At 61.9% G+C, this 16456-nt stretch carries 16 protein-coding genes and 3 pseudogenes; 15 read left to right on the forward strand and 4 right to left on the reverse strand.

What is annotated here, in order from left to right; all coding sequences use genetic code 11:
- Positions 1 to 422: 422 nt before the first annotated feature.
- Positions 423 to 1442, reverse strand: coding sequence for an ABC transporter substrate-binding protein (locus tag ACX9GQ_RS24605; RefSeq protein ID WP_459632257.1), 1020 nt, complete (start codon positions 1440 to 1442; stop codon positions 423 to 425).
- Positions 1443 to 2024: 582 nt separating this feature from the next.
- Between ACX9GQ_RS24605 and ACX9GQ_RS24610 the strand changes: the two genes are divergently transcribed.
- The 3 genes and pseudogenes from ACX9GQ_RS24610 to ACX9GQ_RS24620 form a co-directional block, all read left to right on the forward strand.
- The gene (locus tag ACX9GQ_RS24610) at positions 2025 to 2270 is read left to right on the forward strand and encodes a hypothetical protein (protein ID WP_459632258.1); all 246 of its coding nucleotides are present in this window, start codon (positions 2025 to 2027) and stop codon (positions 2268 to 2270) included.
- A gap of 768 nt (positions 2271 to 3038) precedes the next feature.
- Positions 3039 to 3938 carry an SAM-dependent methyltransferase gene (locus ACX9GQ_RS24615; protein ID WP_459632259.1) on the forward strand — a complete coding sequence of 300 codons (900 nt, stop codon included), beginning with the start codon at positions 3039 to 3041 and terminating at the stop codon, positions 3936 to 3938.
- Between the two features lie 1009 nt (positions 3939 to 4947).
- Positions 4948 to 5892 (forward strand): annotated as a pseudogene (locus ACX9GQ_RS24620) (IS256 family transposase); the annotation flags it as partial.
- A gap of 304 nt (positions 5893 to 6196) precedes the next feature.
- Here ACX9GQ_RS24620 and ACX9GQ_RS24625 read toward each other — a convergent pair.
- Both ACX9GQ_RS24625 and ACX9GQ_RS24630 read right to left on the reverse strand, forming a co-directional pair.
- Positions 6197 to 6700: a hypothetical protein gene (locus ACX9GQ_RS24625; RefSeq protein ID WP_459632260.1), complete on the reverse strand. Its 504-nt coding sequence runs from the start codon at positions 6698 to 6700 to the stop codon at positions 6197 to 6199.
- A gap of 331 nt (positions 6701 to 7031) precedes the next feature.
- Positions 7032 to 7316, reverse strand: a complete 285-nt coding sequence (locus ACX9GQ_RS24630; RefSeq protein ID WP_459632261.1) for a hypothetical protein — start codon at positions 7314 to 7316, stop codon at positions 7032 to 7034.
- Positions 7317 to 7742: 426 nt separating this feature from the next.
- Between ACX9GQ_RS24630 and ACX9GQ_RS24635 the strand changes: the two genes are divergently transcribed.
- The 10 genes and pseudogenes from ACX9GQ_RS24635 to ACX9GQ_RS24680 all read left to right on the forward strand — a co-directional run bounded on the left by ACX9GQ_RS24635 (position 7743) and on the right by ACX9GQ_RS24680 (position 15274).
- Positions 7743 to 8477: a cyclic nucleotide-binding domain-containing protein gene (locus ACX9GQ_RS24635; protein ID WP_459632262.1), complete on the forward strand. Its 735-nt coding sequence runs from the start codon at positions 7743 to 7745 to the stop codon at positions 8475 to 8477.
- Between the two features lie 205 nt (positions 8478 to 8682).
- Positions 8683 to 9075: an ArsR/SmtB family transcription factor gene (locus tag ACX9GQ_RS24640; RefSeq protein WP_459632263.1), complete on the forward strand. Its 393-nt coding sequence runs from the start codon at positions 8683 to 8685 to the stop codon at positions 9073 to 9075.
- Positions 9076 to 9200: 125 nt separating this feature from the next.
- Positions 9201 to 9922: pseudogene (locus tag ACX9GQ_RS24645) on the forward strand (transposase).
- The gene (locus ACX9GQ_RS24650; protein ID WP_459632264.1) at positions 9922 to 10266 is read left to right on the forward strand and encodes a hypothetical protein; all 345 of its coding nucleotides are present in this window, start codon (positions 9922 to 9924) and stop codon (positions 10264 to 10266) included. Before ACX9GQ_RS24645 ends, ACX9GQ_RS24650 begins: the two are co-directional and overlap by 1 nt.
- 204 nt (positions 10267 to 10470) lie before the next feature.
- Entirely contained in the window at positions 10471 to 10953 is a 483-nt protein-coding gene (locus tag ACX9GQ_RS24655; protein ID WP_459632265.1) for a hypothetical protein, read from the forward strand.
- 48 nt (positions 10954 to 11001) lie between these two features.
- Positions 11002 to 11694, forward strand: coding sequence for a CBS domain-containing protein (locus tag ACX9GQ_RS24660; RefSeq protein ID WP_459632266.1), 693 nt, complete (start codon positions 11002 to 11004; stop codon positions 11692 to 11694).
- Between the two features lie 84 nt (positions 11695 to 11778).
- Positions 11779 to 11940, forward strand: a complete 162-nt coding sequence (locus ACX9GQ_RS24665; RefSeq protein WP_459632267.1) for a hypothetical protein — start codon at positions 11779 to 11781, stop codon at positions 11938 to 11940.
- Between the two features lie 256 nt (positions 11941 to 12196).
- Entirely contained in the window at positions 12197 to 13366 is a 1170-nt protein-coding gene (locus ACX9GQ_RS24670) for an efflux RND transporter periplasmic adaptor subunit (protein WP_459632268.1), read from the forward strand.
- Positions 13363 to 14589 (forward strand): ABC transporter permease, encoded by a 1227-nt coding sequence (locus tag ACX9GQ_RS24675; RefSeq protein WP_459632269.1) that lies wholly within the window; start codon positions 13363 to 13365, stop codon positions 14587 to 14589. Before ACX9GQ_RS24670 ends, ACX9GQ_RS24675 begins: the two co-directional genes overlap by 4 nt.
- The gene (locus tag ACX9GQ_RS24680; protein ID WP_459632270.1) at positions 14582 to 15274 is read left to right on the forward strand and encodes an ABC transporter ATP-binding protein; all 693 of its coding nucleotides are present in this window, start codon (positions 14582 to 14584) and stop codon (positions 15272 to 15274) included. Before ACX9GQ_RS24675 ends, ACX9GQ_RS24680 begins: the two co-directional genes overlap by 8 nt.
- A 201-nt stretch (positions 15275 to 15475) precedes the next feature.
- On the opposite strand, the gene ACX9GQ_RS24685 is transcribed toward ACX9GQ_RS24680, so the two are convergent.
- Positions 15476 to 15958 carry a 2OG-Fe(II) oxygenase gene (locus ACX9GQ_RS24685; protein ID WP_459632271.1) on the reverse strand — a complete coding sequence of 161 codons (483 nt, stop codon included), beginning with the start codon at positions 15956 to 15958 and terminating at the stop codon, positions 15476 to 15478.
- Between ACX9GQ_RS24685 and ACX9GQ_RS24690 the strand changes: the two are divergent.
- Positions 15912 to 16144, forward strand: a pseudogene (locus ACX9GQ_RS24690) (IS3 family transposase); the annotation flags it as partial. The gene ACX9GQ_RS24685 and the pseudogene ACX9GQ_RS24690 sit on opposite strands and share 47 nt — an antisense overlap.
- Positions 16145 to 16169: 25 nt before the next feature.
- On the forward strand, positions 16170 to 16229 hold the full coding sequence (locus ACX9GQ_RS24695) for a hypothetical protein (RefSeq protein WP_459632272.1): 60 nt from the start codon (positions 16170 to 16172) through the stop codon (positions 16227 to 16229).
- Positions 16230 to 16456 lie beyond the last annotated feature (227 nt).

Consider the following 16456-nt stretch of genomic DNA (forward strand, 5'->3'; position numbering starts at 1 on the left):
GGGAGGGAAGGACTCGAAATGGAAAAGAACAATCGATGGGAGGGTGGTGGAGCGCCGCTGACAGGTTCAAAGCGGGGGGGCGCGAAACTACCGAGAGTTGACACTGCGATGCCCGATTTGAGTTCGCCGAACATGGCGAAACCGAGGTGGTTCGACGGGAGGCCGTCGCCATATCCCGCCGCCCGCTGGAGGGCGGATCCGCTTGCTTGAGCCTCTGCCATCACCTATTTCGGCTGCCTGCGCGTCGACCGCATGCGCAGCCATCGCTGCCGCCAATAGTCCAACCACCAGCGAGGTGGTGTCTCAGGCAGCCTTTCGCGTCATTCTGGCCGCGTTGGGCCATCCTCAATTCGACGTTCGAGATCGCGTTCGGCCCGACGGGGACGACTACGCGCGGAAGCGGCACAGGCATTGGAGATGCTTTAGTCAATGATCTCGGTTGCCTGTGTGAGCAGGCTCGGTGGCGCCACCAGATTCAAGGCCGCCGCCGTCTTCAGGTTGATCGTTAAGTCGAAGTCCGTGGGCTGGACGACGGGAAGGTCCGCCACCCGGGCTCCCTTAAGGATAGCACCGACGTACTCACCACACTGCTCATACATCCAGACGATGCTGGGTCCGTAACTGAGCAACGTGCCGCCCACCGAGAACTGCCGCACGAAGCCGATGCCCGGCAGACGGTTCTCCTGGCCGAAGGCGATGATGCGCCCCCGCCGGTCGAGGATCAGAGGATCACTCGCCGTCAGGTACGAGTCGATCCGCAAGCGTCCGGCCTGTTCAAGGACCGCATCTAGCTCGGCGGGGTTGCGGGCGTTGATCGCCACGGCCTCGCGCCCTGTCGCGGCCGCGAATTCGATCGCCTCCTTCTGCTCCGCCTCCGCCGTGAAGTTGTCAGGGTTCATGAAGAGCCCCACGCGCCGGCTGCCCGGCGCAAACTCGAACAGGAACTGAAGCCTCTTCGCGCTCATGATCGACGAGAAGAGGTAGACGCCGGTGATGTTGCCACCAGGACGGTTCAGGCTCGCGACGAGACCGTGCTTCACCGGGTCGCCACCGATTGTGAAGACCGTCGGGATCGTTCGCGTCGCCGCCTGTGCCGCGCGGGCAGAGGCGATGTCGCCCGTGGCTGCGAGGACAGAGACGCCCCGCGCTGCTAGATCGGCGGCCATCGGACCGAGGCGCCCGTAATCCCCGCCGCCCCACCGGTACTCGATGCGCACGTTGCGACCGTCCACGAACCCGGCGCGTGCAAGGCCCCGTCCAAACGCGTCGGAGAGGAAGCTATAGGTGTCACGCGACACCGGGTTGAGGAAGCCGACAACCGGCAGAGGCTGCTGGGCGCGCGCCGGCTTCACAAGGAGCGGCGCCGCGCCGAGGAGAGACAGGAATTCACGGCGTCGCATGGCCGCCACCCCGCGTGCTGATGCCGTCGCTGGCGGGGCCATTATCCAGCACCCATCGGCTGGCGCAAGAAACGGGCGGTCATAAGTTTTGCTGGACCGCGTGCGCTCGGGTCGGGGACCCACGGACGGCAGGGCCCCGGCCGGTCATCGCTCGTCATGCGTGCCGCTCGATCCGCTTCTCGCAGGAAAGCGTCCCAAGCTGACGGCCTCGTCGACGCTTTCGAACGATCGGACCAGCGGATGCGTGGCGTTGACCTCGGACCTTAGCGGATCACATCACGGGGAGCAGGAACGGTCTGTCCCGCATCGGATGTAGAATGGCGCGCTCGGTCGAGGTGGCAGAATGCCGCAGTTGGCCGCAGGTCCCCCACGTCCGGCCAGGAGGCCATCATGGACGAACGCCATCACGTGAACCATCCGAACCGGCTCGCGCACGTGGTCGAGGCCGTCGTTGCCTTGTATGGGGTCTTCATCGTCGCGACCGCTCTGGCGTCGATCGCGAAATGAGGCTCCGGCTCTGATCACGATGCTCGCGTAGTTTTCGTTTGCAATGCAACGATGTGAAGCTCCTCAACTGGGAGGGAACCAATTCGCACATCTCGACGTTTGTATGTTGGGGTGCGAATGCCGGCTTACCAGTTCATCAAGGCCGTGCATGCGACGTCAGGCGATATCGTTCGTATCGCGGATGTGGACGCCGAGGTCGACATCACGGGGCGGGTCACGCGCTGCGATTCCGGGAAGGGCGTCTTCGCTGTTCTGGCGCAAAGCGACAGCGATCGAGACGAGGTGTTCGTCGCCTTCGACCGGATCAAGGCGACGATGAGATCGCTCCACTACCAGTGGGCACTGGGGCACACGCGGTCATGACGAGCAGGCCCGTGCCGCACTTCAGCGTGGTCGAGGGTAGCGAGGGGCAGCCCATCCTTGTGGTCCGGAACGCCGGACGATCTGACATCGTCGTTCAACTCCACCATGATGACGCTGAGCATGCGCACCTTCTCGTCGCCTTCCTGACGAACGCGTTTGAACCCTCCGCCGAAGAACCGCGGACGGTCATTTTCGAAGCTGAGGGACATGACGAAACCTAGGCCATCGGTCACGTTCGCTTCGGCGGAAGATGGCGATCGCTATCTCGCCTTGTCGGCGTCAACTCCCGGGGTCGAGCTGTTCCAGTGGCGACGGCCCTGTACAAGGGCATGGGGTTTCCGGTGAGCCCCCTTACTACGACTGTCCCGACGCGCTGAAGGATCAACTGCTCTTCTTCGAGGGCGATCTGGGTGAGATCACGGCGCCTGGAACTCGGCCTGCACCCGACGCAGAATGCGGGAGCCGCTCTCGCTAATCGATGAGCCGATCCGCCCGAGCCATGAGGTCGGGGCCGATCTCGCACAGGGAGTCTTGGACGCGCTGGGTCAGATTTGGGAGGACGAGGGCGCTGTCTAAGCGGAGGCCATTGGCATCATTGGCGCTCGATCATCGCGGCGATCGGCAATCATCCGTCCTAGGCATAATTCTAACCATCATTTGCAATGGCCAATGAGCCGATCCGTATGGACGCGGAAGGTGGTAAGGGCGCAGAATTACTGTGAGAAGTGATCAGGCCCGAACGTTTCAACGGTCGCTACAGGAGGAGCCATGGCACTCGGCAGCTTGATGGCGATCTCTCGTGACCTCGCCGACTCGGCCCATGCCCTCGCCGCCCTCGGCGCCGCGATCCGTCTGCGCCACGAAAACATTCTGCCGGACCCGCGCATCGCTTCGATGCTGGACGACATTGCGAGTGAGTTGAGCCCAGATGGCCTTGAGGGTCTATCGCCTGCGGAAGCCACCATCGCCGAGGCATGGATCAGGACACTTCTGCGCCAGGCCGTCGATCTCATGGAGAACCCCGATCGGTCGCCCGGTTGGACTTTCGATGATCCGGTCGTCCTCGACTCCCAAGGCCGTTCGTCCCGTTTCGCGATCGATAGGATCGAAGCTTTCGCCGAGCGACGGTCCAGCCTGGCGGATACCCTCAGGTCGGGAGGCAAGTTCCTCGACATCGGGACGGGGGCCGGCTGGATTGCCATCGAGGCAACCCGCAGGTGGGCCGGCTTCACGGCGACGGGACTAGATCGATGGGAACCGGCCCTCGCGTTGGCCCGGCAAAATGTCTTCAGCGAGGGCGTGACCCGCCAAGTCATGATCCGGGATCAAGCCCTCGAAGAATTTCGAGAGGTCGGGGTCTACGACCTCATCTGGCTACCGGGTCCATTCTTCTCGGGGCCGATCGCCGCCACGTCACTGCCCGTCCTTCGAGAGGCACTCGTTCCAGGCGGCACGCTTGTCTTTGGGTTTCTGGCGCCCCCACCATCCGGACTGGCGGGGCGCTTGGCGACGCTGCAGGTACTGCGCAGCGGTGGGCACCCGTGGAGCCGCGGGGAGGTCGAGGCGCTACTGGTGGAGAGCGGCTTCATCGATGTAGAGATCTTCGAAGGCGAGCCGCTCATGCTGGCGGCGGGGCGCGCGCGAGGCGATAGAGATTGGCCAAAGTAGACGAATCTCGACTCAGAAACGTCAGCAGCGGCTCAGTATCGACGAGTTCTAGATTTTGAGAGGGGTCATTTCAGCGGGCACGTCAGCCGGGATCCGTAGAAATCCGGATGCGCCCAAGATTCACATTCGCGAAGGCTTTGAAAAGCACCATCGTCTTGCTCAGCGGCGATCCCGCGTCCCATCGTCCTAGGAACCGTTGAGCACCGGCCGGTTCTGGCACGCCACCGGCCCCCGTTCAGGCCCGTAACTCTAGGGCCGCCCTTAGTCACGCAAAGTTCCGTTACCTCCGACGCCAGCCGGAGGTAACGGGGCTTTCGTGAAATCTGAACGAGCGGTACGCATGCATTCCGGCACTTGCACGAGTTCCCGGCGACCATCTATAGAGGGGCGAAGCAATCAACGCTTGTAATGCCCCGATCCTTCTTGAATAGTGAAGTCGACCCGTTCTTTTGGGCGGCTGTTTTGTTCTTCCCGCGCTCGTCATCGTCACGCTGTGGCATGTCCTGATCTAATAGTAAGCTTCCGCTTACTGACAGATTGGCAACTGCGATCCGCTCATGATCCGGTGAATTTGCATTTGTCTAAGGCAGGCTGTCACCGTGCCCGACGAACCTGGCCCGTTCATCTGGGTCTTGTGCCTGACAGTTGGCGCCCTCGCGCTCGCCGCGGTCGCTCGGTTCCTGTCGACCGTTTAGCCGCGAACATCAGGGTACGATCGGCCGCATCGCGGCCTTGATCTTCTCGAACGGGATAAGGATCTCCTCGCACGAGAGATAGCCGCCCGGTCGTCAGCGCCGGTCCAGTCACCGAGCAAGCATTGAAGCCCATCTGGACGGTGTCACGGCGGACGCAAGGCGCGACGCAACTGTCAAGCCGTATCCGAGTACCATTGCGGCCGAGATGAAGGCGATCGGGAGCCACGATGAATCAGTCTTATCCCCAGGGCAAACGACAGCAATCTCTGTAATGCGCGTTCGGATGGAGTTACGGTGACGTTGTCCCCTGAATGCCCTCGTTCCTGGAACCGCGGCGCACCGCCGAGAAGGCGCTCACGACAGTCATCCAGGAGGCCTACGTGCACGGAATCTCGACGCGGGCCGTCGACGATCTCGTCAAGGCGATGGGCGGCTCGGGTATCTCGAAGAGCCAGGTCAGCCGGCTCTGCGAAGAGATCGAGGAGCGGGTTAATGCCTTCCTGTCCCGGCCGATCGAGGGCGCCTGGCCCTACCTGTGGATTGACGCGACTAATCTGAAGGTGCGCGAGGCCGGCAGGATCGTCTCGCTCGCCGTGATAGTCGCCGTCGGCGTGAACACGGACGGGCGCCGCGAGGTTCTTGGCGTCGCCACCGGCGCCTCTGAAGCCGAGCCCTTCTGGAAGGCGTTCCTGCGCTCTCTGGCCGACCGGGGCCTGCGCGGGGTGAAGCTTGTCATCGCTGACGACCACAAAGGCCTGCGGGCAGCCGCGGCGAAGGTGTTCAGCGCCACCCATCAGAGGTGCCGCATGCACTGGCTCAGGAACGCTCTTGCCCACGTGCCGCCCAAGCAGCGCCCTGCGGCCGTCGCCATGCTGAAGACGATCTTTGCCCAGGACACGGCCGAGGCGGCCCACGTGCAATGGAGGCAGGTGGCCGATGCCTTGCGCGAGCGGTTCCCCAAGCTCGCCGAGATGATGGACGGCGCCCGCGACGACGTGCTCGCCTACATGACCTTCCCGCGCGAGCACTGGCCGCAGATCGCGTCCACAAACCCGCTCGAGCGTCTCAACGGCGAGATCAAGCGCAGGGCCGACGTCATCGGCATCTTCCCGAACGACCGGTCCGTCATCCGTCTGGTCGGGGCACTGATGCTCGAACAGTCCGACGAGTGGGCGGTCACGCGGCGCTACATGAGTCTGGAGTCGCTCAGCACCTTGAGCGATGATCCCGTCCGCAGGATGTCAGCCGTGGCTGCCTGATCATCCTCGGACCCTGCCGAGGATCGGCGCTCCTACACCATCAGCCGGGACACGACCGGCCGAGCGGGGTTCAATCACGCTTCTTGCGGCGGCGGGCGGCAGCGTAGACGGCCAGCGCGGCTGACCACTTTTCGATGAGCCTCGACCGGATCGCGCCGCGCGGCGAATATGTCATCGAGAACGTACGGTTCGTCGAGTTGATTGTGAACCAGGCTCTCGGCGCCTGGGGTCTTGAACCACTGCTTGAGGTCGTCCGCCGGCCTATGAATCGAATCCGTTAGATCACCCCCGTCGTACTCGCAGCCTAGCGTCTCCCTCCCATGGCTACCAATACCAGCGCAGCTGCCACAACCGGCATCAATCCCTGCGGAACCAACCCGAAACTCATCATCCAAAGCGCTCGTGAGAACCACCACGCGGCAAACGCTGCCAGTGCGGCGAAGAACAGGCAACGCCAGCCGCTCGTAGTGGTAAGATTTTTGATGCAGCCAACGACAACACCGCCAACGCCAACGAGCATCATAAATCCACTGACGATGACGAGAAGCAGGCCTGTCATAGCCTTGGCTTCACGAAAATTGTCAGAGACGTAAGTTCCGAGGACGAAAAGAGCGACGCCTATTAACAGTATGAAAGCGGAAGCTGGGACTCCGAAGTCAATGCTGCCGCCACCTACGGTATTGCTGCGGCGCTGAGACTCTATAAAGGCTTCCGCTGCCGATTCCGCCACGTTCGTTGGCGGGCCTTGGATCCAAGAACCGCCCCCTGCAGTCGTCCGTTTGTTGAAATCGTCAAGCGGACTGGTCATTTTCCGACGAGACCTACTTCGGCCGGCCTATGAGGCAGTGCATTTCGAAAAACCGTCGTGATGGTTGCTCGGTAATGGTCAGGAGTAGAGCCCACGAGATTCACCATTAGTCGGCACAGAGCGCTTATACCCGTCCAGAGGCTTGGCAGTTCCAAGCCAAAGCTTACTGACAGCGTATGCGCGACTGCCGGCAGGCATCAAGTTCAACGCAGGCGGTGTGATGGTCCATCGTCAGCGAACAAACACTGCCTACCTCTCGCCAGCATAGACCATGCTGTGCCCCCACGCCGCCGCCCACACAGGTCCCCGCGCCGGAGATGGCAGAGATCGCTCAATTGCGTGCGGCGCGCTCTGCCTCTCGTTGGATCGCCGCGATCACCTCAGCCACAAGAGCATCCTGGAAGGCCCGGATGAACCGCAGGGTCAGCGCCGGGCGCGCATCGGGTGGAAGTGCAGCAATGAACTGAGCAGCAACAAAGGCGAGCGAATCAACAGTTTCACCAACGTCTACAGACAGAGCTTCAGCTTCTTGAGCATGATTCTGCCTTGCGCTGAAGTGGCCTACAACAGCATCAACAAGTTCTTCGCGAAGAGTTTGCATCGCCACAAATTTCAAGGATCTGCCTGATGGCGCACTGCAGTACCATAGTGCGACATTTTGGCATACCCCAAAAGCCGGAGGAACGGACCGGAATCTTGGCCAGCAATGCAGACCGGGGCGTCTTGAGACTGGCGGACGGCGCCGAGTGCGGACTCTCCGAGGTTGATGCTGTTCATGATGGTCGAAATGTCGGCACGATAACGCTCGGAAGCGTGAGCTTGGCCTTAAGCCTTGATAATGCCGACAAATTCCAGCTCGGGCACGTGCAATTAAGAAGTCGTTCACCGATGATTGCGTAGCTTATGGTTCTGCACTCCGGCGGTCGATGCGCGCCACCGATCGATGATCTAGGTGCAGACAGCGCGGTCATGGCGGCCACCGCGACAATAGGAAACGTCCAGTCACCACCTTCGGCGCTCAAGTCCATTACATGGGGTTGCAATGTTCGCACAGTCGTACCGCGACAAACTACGAGCGGTTAGCTTCTTCTGCGAGATGAGCGCAATTTCATTTGAAAAGCTGATAAGCGAAAGCTTAGTCATCGACTATCCAAACAAATCGACAATCATCAAGAACGGAGATTACCCGGATTTCTTGCTCTATGTGATGAGTGGAGTTGTGGAAATACATAGCGACTCAGGACGTTCCTCGAGCACGGTCGGCATCATGGGGCCAGGCCAGCTCATCTACCTCGCAGCGACACTGCTGCAGGAACCTGCCCTGTCCGAAGCACGTGCGTTGGCTGACTGTCGGATATTGATGATCCCGTCGAGGGTCGTCACGGAGCTCGTGAACACTGACGTTGGCTTCTGCAAGAAGCTCTTGATGTCGTCGATCCGCAGCAACCGCACCCTGATCAGGGACTTGAACAATCAGAAGCTCAGGAACTCGCTTGAGCGGCTCGGCAGCTGGATCCTTCACGAGCATCTCATCCGCAACTCCAACGAATTCGCCATTCCTTTCAAGAAGCAGACCCTTGCTGGCATTATCGGAAGCACACAAGAGAACCTCTCTAGGCTGCTTGTCCAGATCAGTGATCACGGCGTTTTCGTCAGTAGAAACGTTATTCGGATTTCGGATATTGATAAACTAAAGGACCTCGTGAAGCCAAACTTGTCGACGGAAGTGGGACACCTATTGGAAGCTGCGAGACAGGTTCCTGTTTCAATCCAATGAAAGATCCGGCTGCTTTTTCTGTCACCCCTGAGTTATCCGGCCCGGCCCCGGCGGACTGCCAGGAACCGTCGCGGCTTACAAGAACAGATCGGCGCGCAGGCGAGACGCACCACTGATGAGTGTGCCCTTTCGGGGCTCGTGCCGATCCTTGCATTCATGACAAACGTCGTCGCATCCTGCGGTCAGGCTATGCCGGGAGGATCCGATGGGCCAAGCCGCACCTCAACATAAAGCGACGTCTCCCGACAAGACAATGAAACACCTATCATCACCGCCCACCGATATTATTATGGACAATGCCAAGAGCATCAGCACTTTGCTCAAGACCATTGCAAATGAAACAAGGTTCTCTATTTTATTATGCTTGTCTGAACGACCTCACTTTGTTAGCGAATTGATATCGAGAGTCGGGTCAAGGCAAGCCGCAGTCTCGCAGCAACTGGCAATATTACGTCAAGTTGGGATTGTGAAAACTACAAGAAACGGAAAGGGAATTATGTATTCCCTTACTGACAACCGAGTGCGGATGATACTAGACGTGCTTTCTGCAGATCTGAGCGTCTCGGCTGAAGATACCAGTGACGCCGAACGTCGCTGAAATCGTCACCGCCAGTTCTGATGCATGGCAAACCCGGGGATTATCCACTAGCAGGCTGTTGAAGAACTCCCTCGCCCGCAGCGGCGCGGCATGATTCACTCCGATGCGTCAGCACGGAGGTGGATGTGCGGGGTTCGGACGAGAGATCGGGTGCGCTGTTCAGCTACGTCGTCCTTGAGGCTCGTGTCCGGAAGGACCATCCGCTTCGGTCAATCCGAGAGGTGGTCAACGAGGCCCTTGGAGCCATGGGAGCTGACTTCGCGGCGCTGCATTCCCGCACGGGGCGCCCCTCGATCCCGCCGGAGAAGCTGCTACGGGCGATGTCAATGCAACCCATGTCAGCGTCACCGATCCCGAGGCGAAGCTGTACCGCAAGGGACCGGGTATGGAGGCGCGGCTCTGTTTTCTTGGCCACGCCCTGATGGAGAGCCGCTCCGGCCTCCTCGTGGACGCCTGCCTGACCCATGCCGAGCGGATCGCGGCACTGGCCATGATCGAGGGTCGCGCCAATCGCCCTGTGGCGGTGACACTGGGGGCCGACAAAAGCTACGACGCCTCTGACTTCGTGAACGAGCTCCGCAGCATGAACGTGCGGCCCCACGTGGCTCAGAACACGACGCGCCGTGGGCGGTCGGCCATCGACGGGAGGACGACCCGCCATCCCGGCTATGGGGCCAGCCAGCGCGTGCGCAAGAGGATCGAGGAGGCGTTCGGCTGGATGAAGACGGTCGCGGGGACGCGTCGGACGATGCTGTGTGGCGTCGACCGGGTGGGATGGGCCTTCACCTTCGCGGCTGCGGCCTACAACCTGGTCTGCCTACCGCGCCTGCTGGCGGAGACCGGTTGATGGCGAAGGTCCCCGCCTTCGCGAAGGTCTTCGCTGGCCGCTGGCGCATCGTCGAGATGGACGTCTGGGACAACGACGTTCTCGACATCGGCGAGGAGGCCCAACTGACGTTTGAGGGTGCCTCAGACGGCGAGATTGCCTTCGTCGCCCTGAAGGGCTTCCTCGATGTCCGATACGGCTCCCGGGACGGAGCGGCCTGCGCCGAGTTCTCATGGCAGGGCTTCGACGACGGCGATGAAGCCTGCGGCCGCGGATGGGTCAAGATCGGTTCCGCCGGCCGCCTCGTCGGCCATATCTTCATCCATCAGGCCGACGATTCAGGCTTCGTCTGCGAGCGGGGCTGAGTTCTTCAACAGCCTGCTAGGCCTGTCGCTCTGGGCCTCCGTGTCGACCAATGCTTGGTGGATCCACCATCCACGCTGGCGTACCGAGGCCGCAGGCTAGACGGCGGGTTCGCCCACTCAGTCGCCGGTGTTGACGCCCGTCAACGTCCGTGCCGCTGGCACGACAGATCATTACAATAGGTTTTTGACGATTGGGGGCGCCATATGACGCGCATATTGCTCGCCGGCCTTCTGGCTGGCGTCGTTCTGGGAACGGCGGTCGTTGCGCAGACGACATACGGGCAGTTCTCGTCCCGAGGGCGGGAGCAGGAGCAGGAACTCGTCGTCCCTACCCTCGGGGACATCATGCTCGGTATCCAGCTTCGCCATATCAAGCTATGGTATGCGGGCCGGTCGGGAAGCTGGGATCTCGCAGAATACGAGTTGCGTCACCTGCTGCGGGGGCTGGGGCGCGCGGCTCTTCTCTACGCAAACATCCCGGTGGAGCAGATCCAGGCGATTGACGCGCCCATGCTGGAACTCCAGGCGGCCATCCGGGCCCGTGACGCGGGCCGCTTCGTCCGCGTCTACAGGGAGGTCACCGCGGCCTGTAACGCCTGTCACCAGGCCGGAGCCGTCGGGTACATCAGGATCCAGACGCCGTCGGCATCGCCCTTCACCAACCAGTTCTATCCCGGACGTCCTTGAACGCCGGTCGGCAAGGGGAGAGAGGCCGCAATGAAAGCGAAAGATGTCATGTCCTACGGCGTCGTGTCTGTGCAGGACACGGCTCCGCTTGAGGAAGCGGTCCGCGTTATGCTGACGAACCGGATCAGCGGGATGCCGGTGAAGAACGACGCCGGAGAGCTCGTCGGCATGATCTCCGAAGGAGACCTGTTGCGCAGAGCCGAGCTTGCGACAGAACGCCAGCGCCCGAAGTGGCTGGAATTCCTGCTTGGACCGGGCCGGCTCTCTGCGGAGTACGCACAAACTCACGGTCGTTTCGTCGGCGAGGTGATGACGCGGGATGTCGTGAGCGCAGGCGAGGAAACCGACTTGGCCGACGTGGTTCAGCTGATGCAGAAGCACGACATCAAGCGGATCCCGGTGGTGCGAAACGGTCGGCTGATGGGCATCGTGAGCCGTGCCGATCTCCTGCGCGCACTGGACGGAATCCTGGGACGTGGCGAGGTCGCTCCACGGGCTTCCGATCGGGAGATCCGTGCCGCCATTCTGGCGGACCTTGAAGCACAGACCTGGACGCCGATGGCAATGATCAACGTCTCGGTCAGAGACGGGGCCGTCAGTCTCACGGGTTGCATCTCCGACGAGCGCGAGCGCGATGCCCTCCGCGTGCTCTGCGAGAATGTGCCGGGGGTCATGTCGGTGAAGGACGAGATGGTTTGCATCCGGCCCTATGTCGATCCGTACCTCTCGCCGATGATCTGACCGACCGGACGCTCCGGAGCCGCACCGAATTCGCTTAGTCGGGCGCGGCAGCATCGTCGCTAGGTCGACCAGCGAGCCCCTGACTTGCTGCAGGAGATTTCCCGGCTCGCGTTCACGTCAATGACCGACCGTTCCATCACGCCCACCGAACCTCGTTTTTGGGGCAGAACGCCTGCCGAAGCGCTCGCGGCCATGAAGAGCCGGCACGAGGGATTGAGTGATGCCGAGGCGCACACCGGCCGCTAGCCTTGCCGAGTCCGCGGAATTTACGCGAACGATCCTCGGGTGGGTACGTACCAAGAGCGTTTCCCAGCTCTCGTTCCGCGCGGCTGAGTGAGAAAACGAATGAGCAGAAGCACTCATATCGCAGAACCGAATTTTTGCCTTACTGATTGCTGGCAACAAACTCAGGTGCGAGACAATGAGCACTTTTTTCGATGAAAGGCTTTGAGTACCTGTGCCGGCTTCAACGCTACGGTCGCACGTCACACCGATCCTCGCCTTGATATTGGCTCTCATCGTGGCTGCAATCGCGGGGGCGCGGCTCTACTTCGGGCCGGAGGTCGTGACGATCCCGGTGATCCGGAGCGACCTCGTGACAACCGTCGTTGCCACGGGGCATGTAGAGACGCCCTATAGAGTCGATGTGGCCAGCCAAATCATCGGGACCGTCAGCGACGTGCTCGTTGAGGAGGGGCAAAAGGTCTACAGGGGCCAGCCGCTCGTCATGCTGGAAAGGTCAGAGCTGGAGAGCGCAGTGGTTCAGGCCGAGGGCCTCGTGGCGCAGGCTGAAGCCAAACTGCGACAGGTGCGCGAACTCACTGGCCCCGCGGCGGTCGAAGCCCTGAAGCAGGCGCGGGCCACGCTGGCGAACGCTGAGGCATCGTATGAGCGTGCGGATCAACTCGTGAAGTCTGGGCATGGGACGCAATCCGCTCTCGACGCCGCTAAACGCGATCTCGATGTTGCTCAGACCCAGGTGCGGACCGCAGAGTTGCAGGTCTTTACGACGAGCCCCGGAGGCAGCCAAACTGTCGTGGCTGAAACGGAGCTGAAGCAGGCACAAGCCGCTCTCCAGGCAACTCGTGTACGCCTAGGATATTCAATTATCACGGCGCCCCGCGACGGAATCCTCATCAGTCGTTCGGTCGAGAAGGGCACGGTGGTACAGCCCGGCAAGGTGCTGATGGTACTCGCCCCCACGGGAGACACCCAGGTGGTGGTGCAGATCGATGAGCGGAACCTGTCCCTGCTCGCGATCGGCCAATCGGCCCTCGTATCGGCAGACGCTTATCCGGACAAGCAGTTCCCGGCGCACCTCTCCTACATCAATCCCGGCGTGGACATCGCGAGAGCTTCCGTCGAAGTGAAGCTGAGGGTTGACGATCCACCGGACTATCTGCGTCAGGACATGACGGTGTCCGTCGACATCGAAGCTCAACGCCGTGTAGGCGTCCTGGTCGCCCCCGTCCGGGCAATCCACGATCTAGGCTCGGGCGCTCCCTGGGTGCTGGTAGTCCGGCAGGGACGCCCCCGGGAACAGGCGGTGCGCATCGGGCTCAGGGGTAATGCGCAAGTGGAGGTCGTTGAGGGACTTGTTGCTGGCGACCAGCTTGTTCCCCTCGGGACTGGCGTGCGGGCTGGACAACGTATCCGGGCAGTTCCGCCGTGAGACCCTGGCTACCCTTCGAGGCCATCGCCGCCCTGCGCTTCCTTGCCGAAGGTCGGATGCAGTCCGGCTTCATCGTGGGGGGCGTCGCAATCGGCGTCGGGGTCATCATCTTCATGTCAGCCATGCTCGCAGGCTTGCAGGCCAACTTTATCAAGCGCGTGCTGACCTCGCAGCCACACGTTCAGCTGCTTGCGCCCGACCAGGTCGCGCGTCCGCTTCGCGTGGGTTCGGGCGTAATCGAGGACGCCACCGTGCAGCGCCCGGCTCAAAGGAACCTTTCCATAGACCAGTGGAAGAGCGTCACGGCAGCTCTGGAGACCCGCCCGGAGGTACGCGTCGTGTCGCCAACCGTTGCGGGGTCCGCTCTCGCAGTGCGGGGCCAGGCCAGCCGAAGCGTCTCGGTCACGGGTATCGATCCTGATCGGTACTTCCGCGTCGTACGCCTGCCCGACTACATGGTAGCCGGTGACGTTCGTCTTGGCGCAGACGACATCCTCATCGGCATCGAGCTCTCCCGTGACCTCGGCATCGGCATCGGCGACAAGGTCGCGTTGGTCGCCGCACTCGGAAGGGAGCGGATCCTGCGCGTCATCGGTGTGTTCGACCTTGGCAACAAGGGGGTAAACGCCCGCAACGTCTATGTCGGGCTGCGCACGGCACAATCAATGTTCGACCTTGTCGGGGGCGCCACAACGATCGACGTGACACTTGACGACATCTATTCTGCAGACCGTGTTGCCGACGAGGTCGCCTCCATGGCGGCCGTCAGGGCTGACAGCTGGATGCGTACGAACGCGCAATTCTACACCGCAGTTCGGGCGCAAGGGACGTCGAACACTCTCATTCGCCTCTTTGTCGGGCTCTCGGTGGCGTTCGGCATCGCCGCCGTTCTTGTCGTGTCGGTGATCCAGCGCTCGAAGGAGATCGGAATCCTTCGAGCCATGGGTGCCCGCCGCGGACAGATCATGCGCGTCTTCCTCATCCAAGGCGCAGTGCTAGGGTTCACCGGATCGCTCATTGGATCGGCGCTGGGCGCCGCGAGCCTGGTCTCGTGGCACGCGCTCGCACGCCAAGCGGATGGAAGTGAGCTGTTCCCGCTGGTCCTCGAACCGTCGCTGTTCCTCGCCGCTGCGGGGCTGGCCACGCTCGTCGGCCTGATTGCCGCTGTGGCGCCAGCCGTGCGGGCCGCCCAACTCGATCCCGTCGAGGCTATCCGTGGCTGATGTCCTGCAGCTGGTGGGCATTCGCAAATCGTTCGCGATCGGCACGGTCGCCGAGACCGAGGTCCTGCACGGGATCGACCTCCTGGTCCGAGCTGGCGAGTTCGTTGCCATTATGGGCCCATCCGGTTCGGGCAAGAGCACGCTGCTAAACATCATCGGCCTTCTGGACCGCCCGACTTCGGGGCAGATCGTGATCGATGGGCACGATGCCACCAAGATGCCCGATGACGAGATCACCCGCTTAAGGGGTCATACGATCGGGTTCGTGTTCCAGTATCATCATCTCATCGGCGCCTTCACCGCGCTCGAAAACGTCATAATGCCGATGCTCGTGGACCGCGGCTTCGTGGACCACGCTATTGAGACCCGAGCTGAGAGCCTCCTTGAGCGGGTCGGACTGACCCGCTGGCGAGACAACAGGGCCACCGCAATGTCTGGTGGACAGCAGCAGCGGATCGCAGTCGCCCGCGCCTTGGCGATGGAGCCAGCGCTCGTGCTTGCCGACGAGCCGACCGGCAACCTCGACACCAGATCGGCCGAGGCCGTGTTCGAGTTGATGCGCAGCATCAACAAGGAACGCTCGACGACATTCCTCATCGTCACCCATAACCATGATCTCGCGAGGCAATGCGATCGCATCGTCCAGGTCGTCGACGGGCTCATCCTGCCCGAGCACATGAATTGACGTGCTTCTTCGCTTGGAACCGAACAGCGGTTCGCAGGAAGGGCTTTCTATGGCTCAGGATGGAGCGGCCATCGCCGCGAGAGGTTGGCATTGCCGCGGCAAGACATCCGACCGCTGCCTTGGCTGCGCCCTTATCGGCGGGATCCACAACAGGATCAGGCGGTTTGCCAAGACGACTTAGTCACTGTTCTGATTTATTAGCTAACGCCCGAAGATCCCCTTCAAGAACTTGGCGACGGAGTTGCGGCTCTTCTTGCGCTCGAGTTCGGCCGCGTCGCGGATCCAGGCGGTCTGGACGACGCGCCTCTCCCCGGTGAAGGGCTTGTGGCCTTGCCACGAATGGTCCGACCTCAGGAAGGCGAACACGGTGCCCATGGTCGGGGGCACATCGCAGGCGTAGGGCTCGAAGTGCTCGCCGTCGTAGAGGACCCGCAGGCGGCCATCCTCCGGCGCGTCCCACGCGTCGTTCATGTAGACGAGCAGGGTCATCACCTTGCTCGGCCCGTCCGTGTGGATGCGCCCGTCCTTCGCCTGCGAGAGCTTGCGCACCGTGGTCAGGCGCGGGAACGGGCTGAGGTCTTGCCCGAACTTCTCGGAGAGTACCTGCGTGAGCTCGGGGCTTTCCAGCTCCTCGATTGGCCGCCGCCTTCTTCGCGAGGGAGTCGACATGAAGTTCGTCTTCATCGCGAAGCACCGGGGTATCTGGCCGGTGGCATGGCTGTGCGAAGCGCTGGGTGTCTCTCGGTCTGGCTTCCATGCGTGGCTGACAGGCTGCCCAGTGAGAGGGCTCGCGCGGACGAGATGATCACCGCGAGGGTGAGAGCAAGCTTCGTCGGCAGCGAACGGACCTACGGCGCTCGGCGCGTTTGGGCCCAACGAGCCGAGGCTCACGGCGATCAAGGCACGCCTGGATCCGTCCAACCTGTTCCGCGCCAACGTCCAGATCAACGTGTAGCGAGCACTCTCAGCAGCAGTGTTTGGACTGGCCCAATTGACTTATGAACTGCCCCTGGCTCGAGTGTTTGGCGACCCGACGATCCCCCGGAACCGGCGCCAGACTCGGCCCCGGGAGCCACGTAGGAACGCCCGTCAAGGGCCTAGGGTCCGGACTCAATTGATCCAGTAAGCACAAGTGGCGGCGATGAGTGCGCCTGCGAGGTAGTTGCGTGCGAGTTTGTCGTA

The sequence above is a fragment of the Alsobacter sp. R-9 genome (assembly GCF_054612375.1).

Coding starts and splice junctions, on each gene's coding strand:
- ACX9GQ_RS24605 (WP_459632257.1), bottom strand. CDS start 1,442: ATGGCCCCGCCAGCGACGGCATCAGCACGCGGGGTGGCGGCCATGCGA.
- ACX9GQ_RS24610 (WP_459632258.1), top strand. CDS start 2,025: ATGCCGGCTTACCAGTTCATCAAGGCCGTGCATGCGACGTCAGGCGAT.
- ACX9GQ_RS24615 (WP_459632259.1), top strand. CDS start 3,039: ATGGCACTCGGCAGCTTGATGGCGATCTCTCGTGACCTCGCCGACTCG.
- ACX9GQ_RS24625 (WP_459632260.1), bottom strand. CDS start 6,700: ATGACCAGTCCGCTTGACGATTTCAACAAACGGACGACTGCAGGGGGC.
- ACX9GQ_RS24635 (WP_459632262.1), top strand. CDS start 7,743: ATGTTCGCACAGTCGTACCGCGACAAACTACGAGCGGTTAGCTTCTTC.
- ACX9GQ_RS24640 (WP_459632263.1), top strand. CDS start 8,683: ATGGGCCAAGCCGCACCTCAACATAAAGCGACGTCTCCCGACAAGACA.
- ACX9GQ_RS24650 (WP_459632264.1), top strand. CDS start 9,922: ATGGCGAAGGTCCCCGCCTTCGCGAAGGTCTTCGCTGGCCGCTGGCGC.
- ACX9GQ_RS24655 (WP_459632265.1), top strand. CDS start 10,471: ATGACGCGCATATTGCTCGCCGGCCTTCTGGCTGGCGTCGTTCTGGGA.
- ACX9GQ_RS24660 (WP_459632266.1), top strand. CDS start 11,002: ATGTCCTACGGCGTCGTGTCTGTGCAGGACACGGCTCCGCTTGAGGAA.
- ACX9GQ_RS24685 (WP_459632271.1), bottom strand. CDS start 15,958: ATGAAGACGAACTTCATGTCGACTCCCTCGCGAAGAAGGCGGCGGCCA.